We start from the raw sequence: 15,365 nt of genomic DNA, 5'->3' as shown, positions 1-15,365 counted from the left end.
CACTCACGACGCCTCCTGCGCCGCGAACTGGGAGGCGACGATCTCCGCGTAGGTGGGACAGGTCTCGACGAGCTGGTGGTGGGTGCCGATCCCGACGACCCGGCCGTCGTCGAGGACGACGATCTGGTCGGCGTCGATGATCGTCGACACCCGCTGGGCGACGATGATCATGCACGCGTCGCGGGTGACCGGGCGGAGCGCGGCCCGCAGCCGGGCGTCGGTGCTCAGGTCGAGCGCCGAGAAGGAGTCGTCGAACAGGTAGATCTCGGGGTCCCGGACCAGTGCCCGGGCGATCGCCAGGCGCTGCCGCTGGCCGCCGGAGAGGTTGGCGCCGCCCTGCGCGACCGGGGTGTCTAGGCCCTCCGGGGCGGACGCGACGAAGTCGGCGGCCTGCGCGACCTCGAGGCTGCGCCACAGCTGCGCGTCGGTGGCCTCGGGATTGCCGTATCGCAGGTTGGACGCGATGGTGCCGGAGAACAGGAACGGCTTCTGCGGCACCAGGCCGATGGAGTCGCGCAACCGTTCCGGGTCGATGGTCCGCACGTCGGCGGCACCGACACGGACCTGGCCGTCGGTGACGTCGATCAGGCGTGGGATCAGGTTCAGCAGGGTCGACTTGCCGGATCCCGTGCCGCCGATGATCGCGGTCGTCATCCCCGGTTCGGCGAGGAAGGTGACGTCGCGGAGCACGGGCGAATCGGCGCCCGGGAACGTGAACGTCGCGCCGCGCATCTCGACGATGCCGCGCTTGCGCCAGCTGTCGAGCTGCCACTGCGGCGCCTGCACGGACGATTCGGTGTCGAGGACCTCGGTGATGCGCTCGGCGCAGACGGAGGCCCGCGGCAGCAGCACCGTCATGACGGTCACCATCATCACCGAGATCAGGATCTGCATGATGTAGGACAGCACCGCGGTCAGGGCGCCGATCTCCATCTCCCCGTCGTCGATCAGGTGCGCGCCGAACCACAGCACCGCGATGCTGGTGAGGTTCGCGATCAGCAGCACCGCCGGGGACATGAACGCCATCAGCCGGCCGACGCGCAGAGCGACCCCGACGAGCTCGTCGTTCGCGACGCCGAACCGCTCCACCTCGTGCTTCTCCCGCACGAACGCCCGGACGACGCGGATACCGGTGATCTGCTCGCGCAGCACCCGGTTGATCGCGTCGATCCGCACCTGCATGGACCGGAACTGCGGGATCATCTTGCGGATCACCAGGAACATCGTCAGCGCCAGGACCGGGACGGCGACAGCCAGCACCCAGGCCAGACCGCGCGACTGCTGGATCGACATGACGATGCCGCCGATGCACATGATCGGCGCCGAGACGAGGATCGTGCACGCGATCACGACGACCAGCTGGATCTGCCCGACGTCGTTGGTGTTGCGGGTGATCAGCGACGGCGCCCCGAAGAACCCGACCTCGCGGGCCGAGAACTCACCGACCTTGTACATCACCGCTGCGCGGAGGTCGCGTCCGAGCCCCATCGCGGCGCGGGCACCGAAGTACACGGCACCGATGCTGCAGGCGATCTGCAGGCACGTGATCAGCAGCATGACGCCGCCGGTGGACAGGACGACGCCGGTGTCGCCCTTGGTGACGCCGTTGTCGATGATGTCCGCGTTCAGGCTCGGCAGGTAGAGCGAGGCCATCGTGGAGATGAACTGCAGCGCGATCACACCTGCGAGATCGGCCCGGTACGGCCGCAGGTAGGTCCGCAACAGTGAGTACAACATATCGACCGAGGCTACCAACCTGCTCGTTTGCGTCCCGCCGGACGCGCCTGACCGAGTCGGACCCGCCCCGTTCGGGGTCGGGTCACCGGCGGTGCCAGGCCTGCGGGTCGGCGGTCAGTTCGGCGACGAACCCGGGCAGCTCGGCGGACGCGATCGCGGCGATCGTCACCGACTCGAGCACCGCGCGCAGGTTCACCCGGACCGCGATCCACACGTCGCGCAGCGGCGCGGCCGCACCGTCGTACTCGACCTCCTCGGGCCGCTCCCCCCGCACCGACGCGAGCGGGCCCTCGACGGCGCGGATGACGTCGGCGACCGCGATCTCGTCGGCGGGCTTGGCCAGCCAGTAGCCGCCGTCGGGGCCGCGCCGGCTGTGCACCAGGCCGGCCCGGCGCAGATCGCCGAGGACCGCCTCGAGGAACTTGTGCGGGATGCCCTGCGCGCCGGCCAGGTGTTCGGCCTTGACCGGGGACGTCTCGGCGGCGGCGATCTCCACCAGGGTCCGAACGGCGTAGTCGACCTTCGCGCTGATGTGCATCCGGTGGTTCCTCCCTGTTTCGCCCGCCCCGGCGCAAAATTCCTACCACTCGAGTATGAAATCGACAAGGATGCGGGCCGGGCGGCGTCGACCCGTCCACGAGGTTCGTGGGGCTCCGGTGCTGGGTCGCGGCCCTGTCCGACCCCGACGCGGGACGCCCCTCTGCGCCCACCGGATACGAACTAGCGGGGAGACGGCCCGCACACACCGTGGTGCGGAACCGGGAGGTCGCGTGCCGGCTCACTCGGGACCCGGGCACCGCGCGAGAGGGCAACGGCGCCGTGGCCGTTCGCCTCGGACACCTGACGAACCGTCAGGACTTCGTACGAACGGCCACGGCGCCGAGTGTGGAGAGCGGACCCGCGCTACACCCCGAGCAGGGTGGGCAGGGCGCGTGCGAGGTTGCGCTCGTGGATCTGCGAGGCGCCCTCGTAGATCCGAAGGGCTCGCACGTCCCGCCACATGCGCGGGACCGGACTTTCGCCGACGATGCCCTCGCCGCCGAGGACCTGGACGGCACGGTCCCCGACCTCGGAGGCCATCTCGGTGCAGTACAGCTTGGCCGCGGAGATCTTCTCCCGCGGCGGCGTGCCCGCGTCGAACTCGCGGGCGCACTGCAGGACCAGCGCCCGGCCGGCCTCGAGCTCGGCGTAGCTGCGGCCCAGCATCGCCTGCACGGCACCGAATTCCGCGATCGGGCTCCCGAACTGCCTGCGGGTGTGCGCGTGCCGGGTGGCCTCCTCCAACATCCGGGTGGCCTGTCCGACCGCGGTGGCGGCGACGTGGGTGCGGGCGTGGTTGATTCCTCGCAGCGCGTGCCGCAGCCCGGCCCCCTCGACACCGCCGAGCAGCGCGTCGGCCGGGACGTGCACCCCGGACAGCGTGATCTCGGCGACCGGGCCCTCGGCGTGCCCGTTCATCCGCTCGGGCAACGTCACGGTCACCCCGTCGGCGGTGCGGTCGACGAAGAAGGCGGACAGCGCCGCGTCCTCCGGGTCGGTCCGTGCGAACACCAGCAGGACGTCGGCCCACGCCCCGTTGGTGATGAACCGCTTGTGCCCGTCGAGGACGTACCCGTCGGCGGTGCGCCGCGCGGTGGTCCGCAGTCCGGAGGCGTCGCTGCCTGCCTCGGGTTCGGTCAGCGCGAACGCCGCGACGAGGTCACCGGCCGCCATCGCCGCCAGGTACCGGTCGCGCTGGGCGGGCGTGCCGTACTCGAACAGGGCCTGCGACACCAACCCGATGTTGGTCGAGAACCGGGACCGGTACACGGCCGAGGCACGGGTGAACTCCATCGTCAGCAGGACCTGCTGCTCGACCGTCCACCCGAGCCCGCCGTACTCGGACGGAAGGGTGAGCCCGAACAGTCCGATCTCCGCCATGCGGCGGACGAGATCGTCCGGCACGGCGCCGTCACGGACCATTTCGGGCTCGCGCGCGATCAGTTCCGAGTTCGTGAAATCCCGTACCAGGGCCAGGTAGTCGTCGAAGGGCAACGCGCGGACGGCCGAGTCGATCATCGTCAGAGTCCCAGCGACTTGGAGACGACGCTCTTCATGACCTCGTTGGTGCCGCCGAAGATCCGCGAGACCCGGGCATCCGCGTACAGCCGGGCGATCGGGTACTCCCGCATGTAGCCGTAGCCGCCGTGCAGCTGGAGGCACTTGTCGATCACCCGGGCCTGCATCTCGGTGCAGAACAGCTTGACCTTGGCGGCGTCGGCCGGGGTGAGGGTGCCGGCGTCCAATGAGGTGATGGCGCGGTCGACCATGGCCTGCCCGGCCTCGATCTCGGTGGCGCACTCGGCGAGCACGAACTTGGTGTTCTGGAAGTCGGCGACCGGCTTGCCGAAGACCTTGCGCTCCTTGACGTAGTCGGTCGCCAGGTTCAGTGCCGCCACCGCGGTGGCCACCGCGGTCACGCCGATCGTCAGCCGCTCCTGCGGGAGGTTCGCCCCGAGCATGCCGAACGCCTTGCCCTCGACACCGAGCAGGTTCGCCACCGGGACGCGAACGTCGCTGAACGCCAGCTCCGCGGTGTCCTGCGCCTTGAGGCCGAGCTTGTCGAGATTGCGGCCCCGGGTGAAGCCGGGCATGCCCGCCTCGACCACCAGCAGGGACAGGCCGTCGCGGCGGTTCTCGCCTGCCGGGGAGGTGCGCGCGACGACCACGATCAGGTCTGCGTTGATGCCACCGGTGATGAACGTCTTCGCGCCGTTGAGGACGTAGTGGTCACCGTCGCGGACCGCGGTGGTCGCCATGCCGGCCAGGTCCGATCCGGTACCGGGCTCGGTCATCGCGATCGAGCTGACCAGCGTGCCGTCCGCGAACCCGGGGAACCAGCGCGCCTTCTGCTCGTCGTTGGCGAACTCCAGGAAGTACGGCAGCACGGTGCTCAGGTGCACCTGGAGTCCGCCGAGAGTGGCTGCGGCATAGCCGTTCTCCTCGAGGACGACGGCGTTGAACAGGAAGGTGTCCATCCCGCCGCCGCCGTACTCCTCGGGGATCTGCAGCCCGTTGATGCCGATCTCGGCGGCCTTGGTGAACATCTCGCGCGGCACGATGCCGGCGGTCTCCCAGTCGTGGACGTTCGGGGAGATCTCCTTGGCGACGAACTGCCGCACGGTCTCCCGGAACGCGTCGTGGTCCTCGGTGAAGATGTCTCTGCGCATGGATCGGCTCCTGACGGTGTTTCGGGGTGGAAGGTGGGGGGGTCAGCGGCCCGCGAACACGGGTTCGCGGCGCTCGAGGAAAGCCGCGGCCGCCTCGCGGGCGTCCTCGGTGTGGAAGCTGCGGACCATCCGGTCGGCCTCGACCTGGAGGTAGTCGGCGAGCGGCAGGACCGTGGCGGCGTGCAGGTTCTGCTTCATGGCGCGGGCCGCCAGCGGCGCCGCTGAGGCGAGCCGGCGGGCGAGCGTGGCGGCGACCGCACCGAGTTCGTCGCGGGCCGCCACCCGGGTGACGAGCCCGAGCCGGGCCGCGTCGTCGGCACCGAATTTGCCCGGCATCAGGAACAATTCACGCGCCCGGGCCGAACCGAGCAGCCGGGTCAGAAACCAGATGCCGCCGAGGTCACCCGACAGTCCGGCGCTGAGGAAAGCGGTGTTGAACACCGCGGTGTCGGCGGCGACCCGCAGGTCGGCCGCCAGCGCGAGCGAGAATCCGGCGCCGGCGCACGGCCCGTTGATCGCGGCCACGGTGAGCTGCGGCATGCGGTAGAGGTGCTCGGCGACGGCATTCGCGGCGTGCAGCCGCGCGGTGTCCGCCTCGACGGAATCGCCTCGCAGCGAACGCAACTCGGGTGGCGCCGCGAGATCGGCACCCACACAGAACGCGTCGCCGGAACCGGTCACGACGATCACCCGGACGTCGCGGTCCTGTTCGAGCCGGGTGAGCGTGTCCTCGAGGTCGCGCAGCAACCGGATCGACACCGCGTTGCGGCGCTCCGTGTTGCACAGCGTCACCGTCGCGACACCGTTCTCGGTCGAATGGGTGACCTGGGCCGACATCGGCGCCTCCTGAACGTGCTTGCCGCGCGGGTGGATCCGCGAACGGCCTACGTCACATCCAATGCGCTCCGATCAGCAGCGTCAAAGACCGGTTTCGGGTCATCGTGACTGCAATCGCCTATCGGTTCGCCTCGGGACCGTCGGGCTCGATCCGCAACGGCGACTCGGACAGGAACTCCTCGATCTGCCGCTTCTCGATGGCCGCAACCGTCGACGCCGCGGCCTCGACGTGCGTCATGCCGGTGGCCATCCGACGGTCGATCGCCGCGTTCCACGAGGCGAGGCCTTCACGGGTCTGACGCAGGAACGCCTCGGCCACCTCGGTGAGCCAGTCCGGGCGGTGGATGACCCCGATCTGGCGTACCAGGCACGGCGCGAGTTCCCGCACCACCGCACCGCGCTGACGGGCGTCGACGGCGATCCGCAACGGCAGGATGGCCGCGCCCGCGCCTGCCATCAGCATCGGCACCACGGCGCCGCGCTGGGGCACCTCCACCGCGATCGTCGGCACCACTCCGGCCGACCGGAGCATGCCCTCGATGTAGGTGCGGCTGGCCGAGTTGCGCTCCCCCATCACCAGTGGGATCCCGGCCAGCGCGCCGAGGGGCAGCGGATCCGGCAGCTCCGCACCACTGCCCGGCGGCAGCACCAGGACGAAACGCTGATCGATCAGGAACTCGTGGACGAGGCCCTCCTGCGGCACCGGCAGGACGGTGACACCCAGCTCGCAGTCCCCGGACTTGACCAGCTCGATCACCTCCGGAAGCTGGTCGCGCTCCGCGACCCGCAGGCTCACCCGCGGGTTCTTCAGCCGGAACTGGGCGACCCACACCGACAGCGGGTCGGTCGACATGTCGGACAGTCCGGCGATGTCGATGCGCCCTCGTTCGACGTCGCGCACCTCGCGGACCGCCTCCCGGGCGGATGCCAGGTCCCGCAGGACCTGCCGGGCAGGCCCGACGAGCGCCTCCCCGGCCGGGGCGAGCACCAGACCGCGGCCGACCCGGTGGAACAGTTGGGTCCGTAGGTCCTTCTCCAGCTTCCTGATCGACTGCGACAGCGACGGCTGGGCGACGTGCAGGGCGGCCGCGGCCCGGTTCACCCCACCGTTGTCGACCACCGCGAGGAAGTACTCCAACTGCCGAACATCCATCCCCGAAACCTACCGGGGACGGCCTGCCGGGTCAGTCGAGGAAGATGTCGAGCTCCAGGTCGGTCGCCCCCGTACCCGTCACGTAGCGGGACAGATCGCGGATCTCGGCCTCGGCGAGCACCTCGTCGTCGATCAGGGTCTGCCCGGTGCGCTGCCCGGCCGCCGTGGTGACGACCAGGTACGCGGCGTCGGCGACGATCTCCGGGGTGCGGCTGCGGTTCACGCTGTCCTGGCCGCCGAGCAGGTTGCGCACCGCGGCGGTCGCGATGAGCGTGCGCGGCCACAATGCGTTCGACGCGATGCCGTCGTTCCGAACCTCCTCGGCGATACCCAAGGCGCACAACGTCATCCCGTACTTCGCCATCGTGTAGCCGACGTGCTTGCCCAGCCAGTGCGGCGCCAGGTTCAGCGGCGGTGACAGCGTGAGGATGTGCGGGTTCGCCGACTCCCGCAGGTGCGGCAGGCACGCCCGGCTCAACGCGAAGGTCCCGCGCACGTTGATGTCCTGCATCAGGTCGTAGCGCTTCATCGACAGCGCCTCGGTCGGCGACAGGTCGATCGCGCTCGCGTTGTTGACGCAGACGTCGATGCCTCCGAACTGCGCCACGGTCTTCGCGACCGCGGCCGCGATGTCGTCGTCGTTGCGCACGTCGCCGACCACCGGCAGCGCGTTGCCGCCTGCGTTCTCGATCTCGCGGGCCGCCGTGTAGACCGTGCCCTCGAGGTTCGGGTGCGGGTCGGCGGTCTTGGCGAGCAGCGCGATGTTGGCACCGTCACGAGCCGCCCGCAGCGCGATGGCGAGCCCGATCCCGCGGCTGCCGCCGGACATGATGACGGTCCGTCCGGTGAGGGTTCCGGTCATGGCGTGGGTCCTTTCCGTTTGGAGCACGACCTCCTCATTCCACCCACGGCCGGCTCGCGGCACCATGACCAATAACCACCCGGGCCGATAGGCAGCGACGATTGATCACCGATGCCTATCGGTAGGGCTGCAATTTGGTCTTGGACGGCGGGTCCGACTTGTCCAATCCTGGCGTCCGGACGAAATCGACGCGAGGACAACACGTGCACACGCTGCAGCCGACATGGCAATCACCGGGCGAGGCCTCACCGCAGCGCTTCGCCGTGGCGAACGAACGCACCTTCCTCGCCGGCGTGTGCGGCGCGGTCGGCGTGCAGGCGGTCGCGGTCGCGGTCACCGGTTTCGTCGACATCGGGGCCGGAGCCGCGGAGACCACGCTCGGCGCGGCGGTCGCCACGCTCGGCGTCGCGCTGCCCCTGATCGCCTACCGCCGATGGGCCCGCACCGAGCGGGATCCACGTCGCGGTCGAGTGCCACGCTGAGGCAGCGGTGTCGCGGTCCAGCGCCCCGCTGTCCCGGAGACGGCACCCCTCGGCCGGTGTCACGTCGGCTGCGGCGCCACCCGCGGTGGGCCGCGCCGAGGCGAACCGCACAGCGCCCCCGGACTCGACGCATGCCGGCCCCGCGGCGCAGGCGCCACGCCGACGGGGCGCCACAACCGTCACCGGTCTCGGCGCCCGAGTGGGTCGACGAGCAGGTTGCCGGACCGCCCCTCCACTGCCGCCCCGTCGACCGTCGCCGCGCGGGCGCCCGACCGCGCCCCGTCGAGGACCCGTGCAATCCGGCCGTCGACCAGGTCGTCGAGGACACCGTCGGCGGCGCGCCGAGCCTCCGCGTGCGCGCTCTCGTGTGCCTGCACCACCAGGGCGGCCACGTGGTCGGTGCCGCGTGCCAGGACGCGGGGATCGAGGTCCAGGCCGACGAGCCGGCCGTCGGCGGTGAGCGTCAACCGCACGGCGCCGTCACCCGCCTCGGCCACCGCCCGCAGGTCGGCGAGGCGGGCGTTCGCCCGCTGCACCCGATGACCCAGGTCCTCCCCCGTCATCGCCCACCGCCGGGCCGATCGCGATCGACACCGCCGAAGATCCGTTCGCGCAGGTCGCCGAGCACCGGAACGGGGACCCGGTCACCGATCCCGGCGTCGCCGCCGGCGACGATCCGGTCGGGCAGCCCGGCGACGACCGCCGCGAGGTTGTGCATGCTCGTGCTCCCCTCGTCCAGGTAGGCGCTGTGCCCCGTCGACCCGGATCGGGATCCGTCGCCCGCGGTGGACAGTGTGGTCACGCCCGGCAGCCGGTTCGGGTCCGCGCCGTACGCGGCGAGATCCGCGATCGGGTCGCCGGGCGCCTCGGCCACGAACACGTGCCCGGGCGGTAGGCCCAGGTCGCGGACGTCGTCGGTACCGAGCCCGGGCGAGCCGAAGAACACGGCGTCGTCGACCCCGGTCCCGGTGCGCTGCAGGGCAAGTCCCGTCGTCGTCGACCCGTACGAGTGCCCGAGCGCGGTCAGGTGCACGCAGTCGGGCCGGGACGCCGCGACACCCCGGTAGAAGGATGCCAGTGCGCCGGCTCCGGTCGTCGCCGCACGGCCGGCGCCGAGGTCGCGGACCGCGTCCCGGACCGAGCCGACCGGGTCGTCCGGGTTCAATTGCGGCGCATGGTAATCCATCCACACCACGGAGGCGACCTTCTCGTCGCCCCGGCCGGCCGCGGCGAGTTGCCCCTCCGCATCCCGCCCGAGGTTCGTCATCGTGTCGGCGTAGCGCCCCAGGTCGTCGCCGACGGTCGAGTTCACACCGGGGGTGAACACCGCGACGTGATCGGCGGTGTCGACGTCCCCGACCGCGACCGCCGCCCGAATCCGGGGTTCGTCACGGTAGACGAGCAGCTGTCGTCCGGGCACCGAAATCGACTGCGCCACAGCGTCGATCTCCGCCAGCCGGTCCCGGTCCGCGCGGACCTCGGCGCGGTCCCAGGATCCGGCGCTCCCGAGCGACTCCCGATAGCGTCCCGCGGCCCGGATCTCGCCGATCCGCTCCTCGAGGTCCCGCCGGTCCGCGGCGAGGCGCGCCCGGTTGGCCTCGTCGCGGACGTGGGCGGGGATCCCGTCGAGGTTGCCGATCCACTCGGGGTGGTCGGTGACGACGGCCCGCTGCTCCGCCGGGGTCAACGCCGCCCACCATCGGAAGTTCCCTTCGGGTGTACCGCCTCTCGGTTGGGCGACGGTGCCCGTCCCCTTCGAAGGGAGGTCCGCTCCGGCTGGCGTCAGCGCCGCGGCCAGTGCCCGGTCCGCCTCGTCGACTGCGTCCAGCGCCACCGCCAGCCGCGCCTGCTGCGTCCGGGCCGCGTCGGAGAGCAGTGCACGGACCAGGGCGGTCGCGAGCACGCCGCCGAGCCACGGCACCGGCGGGGCACTCACCCGGCCGGAGTCTGTGACCCGTAGCCCCATTCCCTCCGATGCCTCGCCGGCGACCGCGAGCGCCGCGGACCGGGCCGCACCGATCGCCGCCGCCCCGGTCCGCAACGCGACCGCGACGTCGTCCATCGTCCCGGACACCGCTGTCGCCGAACGCAGTTCGCGGGCGACGCGGTCGAGGGCGGCCTCCGCCGCCACCCCGGTCCAGGCGGTGGCGCGGGTCCGCGCGTGGACGGCGACGACCGCGGCCAGATGCGCCCGGCCCGTCGCCGCGACCGCGTCCGCGTGCCCGGTCAGGGCCGCCGGATCCCAGGTGCGCAACCGCGAGAGGGTCGGGCGCATCAGCGTTCCCCGCCGCCGGCGAGCCGGGCCGCGGTCGCGTCGTCGGTGGCGGTGTACCCGGTCGCCGCGCCGGCCGCCGCGGCGGACATCGACCGGAGCCGGTCGGCCGCACCGGACACCGCCCGGGTCAGCGCGGCGGGTAGCCCGCACAGCACGGCCGCCGCGTCCGAATCGGGCAGCGCCGCGCCCGCGGCGGCCACCGGTGACCCCGGATCGAGCCCGCCGACCCGGTCCGCCGCGGCCGCCAACACTCCGGCCAGCGCCGCCACCGAGTCCGTGTCGACGCTCATCTCCCCCGCCATCCGTCTCCCCCTCGCTCGACGACGGTCGCCACGCTATCGGGGGACGCCGCGCGCCGGAGGCCGTGCACACGGCGTTGTCCACAGGTGGAACCGCGGACCCGGCGGCTGCGTCCGCCGGTTTCCTGGCTCGCGGGCAGGTCGGGGGTCCACACTGCATGCATGCTGTCGGTGCCCGAACTGTGGAACTCGCTTCCACAGCCGCTGCGTGACCCCGTCGCGTTCGCGATCCCGTTCTTCCTGCTGTTCCTCGTGCTGGAGTGGACCGCGGCGCGCTACCTCGCCGAACCCGAGATCGACGACACCGGACGCACCCATCCGCCGCAGGGCGGCTACCAGGCGCGCGACGCGCGGGCGAGCATCTCGATGGGTCTGGTGTCGATCGCGACGAGCGCGATGTGGAAGGCCCTCGCGCTCGTCGCCTATGCCGCGATCTGGGCGTACCTCGCACCGAGGCACCTGTCGCCCGGCGCCTGGTACACGTGGGTGATCCTGATCGTCGGCGTCGACTTCCTCTTCTACTGGTATCACCGAATCGCGCACCGGGTGCGGGTGGTCTGGGCGACCCACCAGGCGCACCATTCGAGCGAGTACTTCAACTTCGCGACCGCGCTGCGCCAGAAGTGGAACAACAGTGGCGAGATCGTCATGTGGGTTCCGTTGCCGCTGATCGGGATTCCGCCGTGGATGGTGTTCGTCGGATTCTCCGTCAACCTCGTCTACCAGTTCTTCGTGCACACCGAACACGTCGACCGGCTGCCGCGTCCGGTCGAGTTCGTGTTCAACACGCCGTCGCACCACCGGGTGCACCACGGCTGCGACCCCGAGTACCTGGACAGGAACTACGCCGGGATCCTGATCATCTGGGACCGGATGTTCGGGACCTACCGAGAGGAGACGCACCGGCCCACGTACGGGTTGACGAAGCCGGTCGGCACCTACAACATCCTCGCCCTGCAGGGCCACGAGTACGCCGCGATCGGCCGGGACGTGCGCGCCGCCGACTCGTGGCGGCACAAGTTCGGCTACGTCTTCGGTCCACCCGGCTGGACGCCGCCCTAGGACTTCTCCAAGCTGACCAGGAAGTCGACCGTGCCGGCGCCGTCGACGGTGACGAATCCGAGCGACGGCGGCGTCACGCCGAAGTCCGTCCAGGTGACCGGGACGGAGCCGGACGCGATCAGCGCGGTACCCGACCGCAGCACCTCGACGTCCACGGTCACCGGGAGTGCGGTGCCCTTGAGGGTGAGTGTGCCGGTTGCGGTGACCGCGCCGGCGGTGCCGTCGGTCGGGACCGCGGCCAGGTCGACCGGCGCGTCCAGGACGAACGTCGCGGTCGGATGGGCCTTGACGTTCATCACGTTGCCGGCGAACTGGCCGTCGCGGCGGGAGTTGTCGGTCTTGATCGACGCCACCTGCACGGTGACCTCGGCGGCGGTGAGCTTGCCGGACTCGACGGTCGCGGAGCCGCTGACGTCGCCGGTCGAGCCCACGACGGTGACGTCGGCCCCGTTGAGGATCTCGTGAACGGTGTAGCCGGCCGCGGTCTGGTTCGGGGCGGAGCCGGGCACCACCGTCCACTGCCCGTCGACGCCGCCCTCCGCGGGCCGGGCCCCGGACGTGGACACCGCCGCCGCCGGCTCGTCGTCCTCGGCGATCCAGGTGCCGTACACCCACGGTCCGGCCGCGAGGGCCAGCACCGCGACGGCGACGATCCCCCCGATGATCCGCCAGCGCCTGCTCATGCCGCCCAATCTAGTGGCCCGTCCGGGTGGCGCCGATCGCGGCGTCGAGCACCCGGATCCGCACCCCGGTCGCGAGCAGGTCGGTCGCGGTCAGGCCGAACGTGGCCCGGAAGACGTCACTGAAGTGCGACGGGGAGGCGAATCCGGCGTCCATCGCGGCGCCCGTCAGATCCGCTCCCTTGGCCAGCGACCCCGCGACGTGGACCATCCGCGCCCACATCCGGTAGCGGCGAAAGCTGGTCCCGGTTTCCGCCGCGAACAGCCGCAGGAAGTGGGTCGGCGACAACCGCGCGGCGCGGGCGAACTCCTCGGCGCCGACCGGACGCGCCGGGTCCGCGCGCAGTTCCCGCGCCGCCTCGTCGACGCGGGGATCGGTCGTCGTGACGGTCGGACCGCCCGCCGCGTCGAGCAGCGCCAGCGGGTCGGGGTCGGGGACCCGGCACCGCGCGATCAGGTCACCCTCGTCGCGGTGCGCGAGCCCGAACGGGCCGGCGGTGCCGGTCATCAGCTCGGCCGCCCCGCGGCGCGCGGTGGGTTCGAAGTAGCAGAACAGCATCCGGTCGCCGCCGGCGGCGACCCGGTGGGTGGTCCGCGGCGGGATCAGTGCGCTGCGGGTGCGGGACGTGGGACCGTCGGACGACAGCACGAACGGGGCGTCCACGCCGAGCACCAGGCACCGCACCGACGTCGAATGCGAACCCAACCGCAGCGACGGCCCGAGGTAGACCGCGTGCCCGAGCCACACCCACAGGGTGGCGCAGGTTTCCGGAAGCGGCGACGCGGTCACGTCGCCCATGCTGGCACATATCGACAGGAGGTAACACCATGTGGCGGAACAGAATTGCACGCGGGCTGCTGATCGGGGTCGGGCTGGTGAACCTGGCACCCGGAGTCGGCGTGTTGTCGTCGGATCGGCTCGAGGCGCTGTACGGGGTGCCGGTCGCCGACGCGGACCTCGAGCTGCTGCTCCGGCACCGCGCGGTGCTGCTCGCCGCGGTCGGCGCCGGACTGGTCGCCGGCGCGGTGACACCGACGCTGCGCACCCCTGCGGTCCTGGTCGGCGGGGCGAGCATGGGCAGTTACGTCGCGCTCGCCGCGGCGGTCGGCGGCACCAACGAGCAGCTCACCCGGGTGGCGTGGGTGGACGTCGCCGCGCTCGCCGCACTGGGGGTCGCCGCGGGGCTCGGCCGGACCCGCCGCCCGGTGTCACCCGTCGCATGAAAAGCCGCCCGCCTGCAGAGAACAAGGCGGGAGGCTTCTTGGCGGAAGCCGAGGGATTCAACACTCGCAGACCTGGCGCTTGTGAACCGGAACGGCCGCGCCCGAGCTTCGCGAGTGGGCGCTCCGGGGTGGTGTTGTGCTCGATGCCGCTGATGGTCTCGAACGGCACGGGGCGCTGGGTCAACGGCGTGACCGACACCGCCGCCAGATTGGCGCTGACCCCCTCTGACCAGCGTCATTCATTCGACAGACGGTGTCGAGGGCGTCCGGTTCGTCTGATTGAATTCCAGGCCATGCGCACACGCCCCGCGAAGAAGCACTGGCCGTTGATCGTCGCCGGGACCGCCGCGGCGCTGCTGTCGGTCGGCGCCTGCGGGACCGGAGGTGGAAGCGAGTCGACGCCGACGCCGACGTCGGTGGCACCGTCGACGACGACGCCCCCGAAGACGACCACGAGGACGGCAGCGGTCCCGACGTCAACGACAGCGCCGCAAGCCCCTGCCGGGTTGTTTGCCCCGGCCGATCCAACCACCTATGCGCCGCCGGCCACCGAGGCGCAGATCGCCCCCGCCCGAGCGGACGTGTACACACCGCCACCGGCTCCGGCCCACACGCCGCCACCTGCTCCCGCTCCGTTTGTCGCGCCGCCGGCCGCACCCGCCCCGGTGGCGCCGAAGCCCCCGGCGAGCAGCACCTACTACGCGAACTGCGCCGCGGTCAGGGCGGCGGGAGCCGCACCCCTGTACGCGGGATCGCCCGGGTACAGCACGAAACTCGATCGAGACGGGGACGGTGTCGCCTGCGAGAAGTGAGGTGCCCGCTGCGCGGAGATCGGCCGCAGCGGCGCGCACTCCGCACGCCGCCCGCATGACACTGCGCGGACGTTGCGCTGCCAGGTCAGGTCATCGGTCGCGGCGATTGCCGCATTCCATGTCACAACGACGAGGTCGTCTCGAGGATCGATCGGTACCGCCCGCTCATCCCCAGATCCGGGCTCGAGCACGGAGACAGTCCAGGTGAAGCGCTCGACACAGGGGTCGCGAGCCGTGCCACCGAGACTCGTCGCCCTCACGAGGTGTCCGAATCGAATTGACATCCGCTCCGCCATGGCGGCATAGTGTCCCGCCATGCGTATCGCACCAGCCAAGAAGAGCCGTGAGCGGCTCCGCGTTGGCTTGATCTGGGTGCAGAGACACATCCGCTGACGCCGTCACGGATGAGCATCTCCCGCTAGCCGCCCACATTCGGCTGCACACCACCCGGATTCCCGGGTCTGTCGAGTCCGTCCCGGCGCACCGGCCCTTCGCCGCGCACCCGTCCGCGCGTGCCGGCTCGCAAAAGGGCCCTTCGACCACCGCGCGCCACACTGCTGGCACGTAGCCACCTCACCGTCACGAGCCGGATCCGACGCGCAGACCCTCACGACGATCGGCATTCGGACTCGACCACACCTCCAGGGAACTCACATGATCACCACCACCGACCTCGAAGTTCGTGCCGGTGTGCGAACCCTCCTCTCGGCACCCGGATCCGCCCTGCGCGTGC

At 71.4% G+C, this 15,365-nt stretch carries 16 protein-coding genes; 4 read left to right on the top strand and 12 right to left on the bottom strand.

Going from position 1 to position 15,365, the window contains the following annotated elements; genetic code table 11:
- Positions 1 to 3: 3 nt before the first annotated feature.
- The 7 genes from ABD951_RS14775 to ABD951_RS14745 all read right to left on the bottom strand — a co-directional run bounded on the left by ABD951_RS14775 (position 4) and on the right by ABD951_RS14745 (position 7,798).
- Positions 4 to 1,737 carry an ABC transporter ATP-binding protein gene (locus ABD951_RS14775; protein WP_345346066.1) on the bottom strand — a complete coding sequence of 578 codons (1,734 nt, stop codon included), beginning with the start codon at positions 1,735 to 1,737 and terminating at the stop codon, positions 4 to 6.
- A gap of 82 nt (positions 1,738 to 1,819) precedes the next feature.
- Positions 1,820 to 2,275, bottom strand: coding sequence for an RrF2 family transcriptional regulator (locus ABD951_RS14770; RefSeq protein ID WP_345346065.1), 456 nt, complete (start codon positions 2,273 to 2,275; stop codon positions 1,820 to 1,822).
- Positions 2,276 to 2,640: 365 nt separating this feature from the next.
- Positions 2,641 to 3,795, bottom strand: a complete 1,155-nt coding sequence (locus ABD951_RS14765; protein WP_345346064.1) for an acyl-CoA dehydrogenase family protein — start codon at positions 3,793 to 3,795, stop codon at positions 2,641 to 2,643.
- A gap of 2 nt (positions 3,796 to 3,797) precedes the next feature.
- Positions 3,798 to 4,946 (bottom strand): acyl-CoA dehydrogenase family protein, encoded by a 1,149-nt coding sequence (locus tag ABD951_RS14760; protein ID WP_345346062.1) that lies wholly within the window; start codon positions 4,944 to 4,946, stop codon positions 3,798 to 3,800.
- 42 nt (positions 4,947 to 4,988) lie between these two features.
- Positions 4,989 to 5,783, bottom strand: coding sequence for an enoyl-CoA hydratase/isomerase family protein (locus tag ABD951_RS14755; RefSeq protein WP_345346060.1), 795 nt, complete (start codon positions 5,781 to 5,783; stop codon positions 4,989 to 4,991).
- A 118-nt stretch (positions 5,784 to 5,901) separates the two neighbouring features.
- Positions 5,902 to 6,936, bottom strand: a complete 1,035-nt coding sequence (locus tag ABD951_RS14750) for a LysR family transcriptional regulator (RefSeq protein WP_345346058.1) — start codon at positions 6,934 to 6,936, stop codon at positions 5,902 to 5,904.
- A gap of 31 nt (positions 6,937 to 6,967) precedes the next feature.
- Positions 6,968 to 7,798 carry an SDR family oxidoreductase gene (locus ABD951_RS14745; protein WP_345346056.1) on the bottom strand — a complete coding sequence of 277 codons (831 nt, stop codon included), beginning with the start codon at positions 7,796 to 7,798 and terminating at the stop codon, positions 6,968 to 6,970.
- 203 nt (positions 7,799 to 8,001) lie between these two features.
- Here ABD951_RS14745 and ABD951_RS14740 point away from each other — a divergent pair, with 203 nt between their 5' ends.
- Entirely contained in the window at positions 8,002 to 8,280 is a 279-nt protein-coding gene (locus ABD951_RS14740; RefSeq protein WP_345346054.1) for a DUF202 domain-containing protein, read from the top strand.
- A gap of 179 nt (positions 8,281 to 8,459) precedes the next feature.
- Here the strand turns inward: ABD951_RS14740 and ABD951_RS14735 are convergent, their stop codons facing one another.
- From ABD951_RS14735 to ABD951_RS14725, 3 genes are read right to left on the bottom strand one after another with little or no spacing between them, the layout of a single operon-like run.
- Positions 8,460 to 8,843 carry a YbaB/EbfC family nucleoid-associated protein gene (locus ABD951_RS14735; RefSeq protein ID WP_345346052.1) on the bottom strand — a complete coding sequence of 128 codons (384 nt, stop codon included), beginning with the start codon at positions 8,841 to 8,843 and terminating at the stop codon, positions 8,460 to 8,462.
- Positions 8,840 to 10,555 (bottom strand): alpha/beta hydrolase, encoded by a 1,716-nt coding sequence (locus ABD951_RS14730; RefSeq protein WP_345346050.1) that lies wholly within the window; start codon positions 10,553 to 10,555, stop codon positions 8,840 to 8,842. The genes ABD951_RS14735 and ABD951_RS14730 overlap by 4 nt, the downstream gene beginning before the upstream one ends.
- Positions 10,555 to 10,845 (bottom strand): hypothetical protein, encoded by a 291-nt coding sequence (locus ABD951_RS14725; RefSeq protein ID WP_345346049.1) that lies wholly within the window; start codon positions 10,843 to 10,845, stop codon positions 10,555 to 10,557. Before ABD951_RS14725 ends, ABD951_RS14730 begins: the two co-directional genes overlap by 1 nt.
- Positions 10,846 to 11,016: 171 nt before the next feature.
- Here ABD951_RS14725 and ABD951_RS14720 point away from each other — a divergent pair, with 171 nt between their 5' ends.
- A complete protein-coding gene (locus ABD951_RS14720; RefSeq protein WP_345346047.1) occupies positions 11,017 to 11,916 on the top strand; it encodes a sterol desaturase family protein in 900 nt (299 codons plus the stop codon).
- Here ABD951_RS14720 and ABD951_RS14715 read toward each other — a convergent pair.
- Entirely contained in the window at positions 11,913 to 12,599 is a 687-nt protein-coding gene (locus ABD951_RS14715) for a YceI family protein (protein WP_345346045.1), read from the bottom strand. The two genes, ABD951_RS14720 and ABD951_RS14715, sit on opposite strands and share 4 nt — an antisense overlap.
- A gap of 10 nt (positions 12,600 to 12,609) precedes the next feature.
- A complete protein-coding gene (locus ABD951_RS14710) occupies positions 12,610 to 13,395 on the bottom strand; it encodes a helix-turn-helix transcriptional regulator (protein WP_345346043.1) in 786 nt (261 codons plus the stop codon).
- 29 nt (positions 13,396 to 13,424) lie between these two features.
- Here ABD951_RS14710 and ABD951_RS14705 point away from each other — a divergent pair, with 29 nt between their 5' ends.
- Positions 13,425 to 13,820, top strand: a complete 396-nt coding sequence (locus ABD951_RS14705) for a hypothetical protein (RefSeq protein ID WP_345346041.1) — start codon at positions 13,425 to 13,427, stop codon at positions 13,818 to 13,820.
- Between the two features lie 293 nt (positions 13,821 to 14,113).
- A complete protein-coding gene (locus ABD951_RS14700; protein ID WP_345346039.1) occupies positions 14,114 to 14,632 on the top strand; it encodes an excalibur calcium-binding domain-containing protein in 519 nt (172 codons plus the stop codon).
- The last annotated feature ends 733 nt before the right edge of the window (positions 14,633 to 15,365 follow it).

This window comes from Rhodococcus olei, assembly GCF_039540555.1.
GTDB lineage: Bacteria > Actinomycetota > Actinomycetes > Mycobacteriales > Mycobacteriaceae > Rhodococcus_G > Rhodococcus_G olei.
This window is presented reverse-complemented; position numbering and strand designations above follow the sequence as displayed.

Bases quoted from the DNA above. Each gene is read 5' to 3' on its own strand.
- ABD951_RS14745 (WP_345346056.1), bottom strand. From the start codon at position 7,798: ATGACCGGAACCCTCACCGGACGGACCGTCATCATGTCCGGCGGCAGC.
- ABD951_RS14770 (WP_345346065.1), bottom strand. From the start codon at position 2,275: ATGCACATCAGCGCGAAGGTCGACTACGCCGTTCGGACCCTGGTGGAG.
- ABD951_RS14730 (WP_345346050.1), bottom strand. From the start codon at position 10,555: ATGCGCCCGACCCTCTCGCGGTTGCGCACCTGGGATCCGGCGGCCCTG.
- ABD951_RS14725 (WP_345346049.1), bottom strand. From the start codon at position 10,845: ATGAGCGTCGACACGGACTCGGTGGCGGCGCTGGCCGGAGTGTTGGCG.
- ABD951_RS14755 (WP_345346060.1), bottom strand. From the start codon at position 5,783: ATGTCGGCCCAGGTCACCCATTCGACCGAGAACGGTGTCGCGACGGTG.
- ABD951_RS14750 (WP_345346058.1), bottom strand. From the start codon at position 6,936: ATGGATGTTCGGCAGTTGGAGTACTTCCTCGCGGTGGTCGACAACGGT.
- ABD951_RS14760 (WP_345346062.1), bottom strand. From the start codon at position 4,946: ATGCGCAGAGACATCTTCACCGAGGACCACGACGCGTTCCGGGAGACC.
- ABD951_RS14765 (WP_345346064.1), bottom strand. From the start codon at position 3,795: ATGATCGACTCGGCCGTCCGCGCGTTGCCCTTCGACGACTACCTGGCC.
- ABD951_RS14775 (WP_345346066.1), bottom strand. From the start codon at position 1,737: ATGTTGTACTCACTGTTGCGGACCTACCTGCGGCCGTACCGGGCCGAT.
- ABD951_RS14710 (WP_345346043.1), bottom strand. From the start codon at position 13,395: ATGGGCGACGTGACCGCGTCGCCGCTTCCGGAAACCTGCGCCACCCTG.
- ABD951_RS14700 (WP_345346039.1), top strand. From the start codon at position 14,114: ATGCGCACACGCCCCGCGAAGAAGCACTGGCCGTTGATCGTCGCCGGG.
- ABD951_RS14705 (WP_345346041.1), top strand. From the start codon at position 13,425: ATGTGGCGGAACAGAATTGCACGCGGGCTGCTGATCGGGGTCGGGCTG.
- ABD951_RS14735 (WP_345346052.1), bottom strand. From the start codon at position 8,843: ATGACGGGGGAGGACCTGGGTCATCGGGTGCAGCGGGCGAACGCCCGC.
- ABD951_RS14715 (WP_345346045.1), bottom strand. From the start codon at position 12,599: ATGAGCAGGCGCTGGCGGATCATCGGGGGGATCGTCGCCGTCGCGGTG.
- ABD951_RS14720 (WP_345346047.1), top strand. From the start codon at position 11,017: ATGCTGTCGGTGCCCGAACTGTGGAACTCGCTTCCACAGCCGCTGCGT.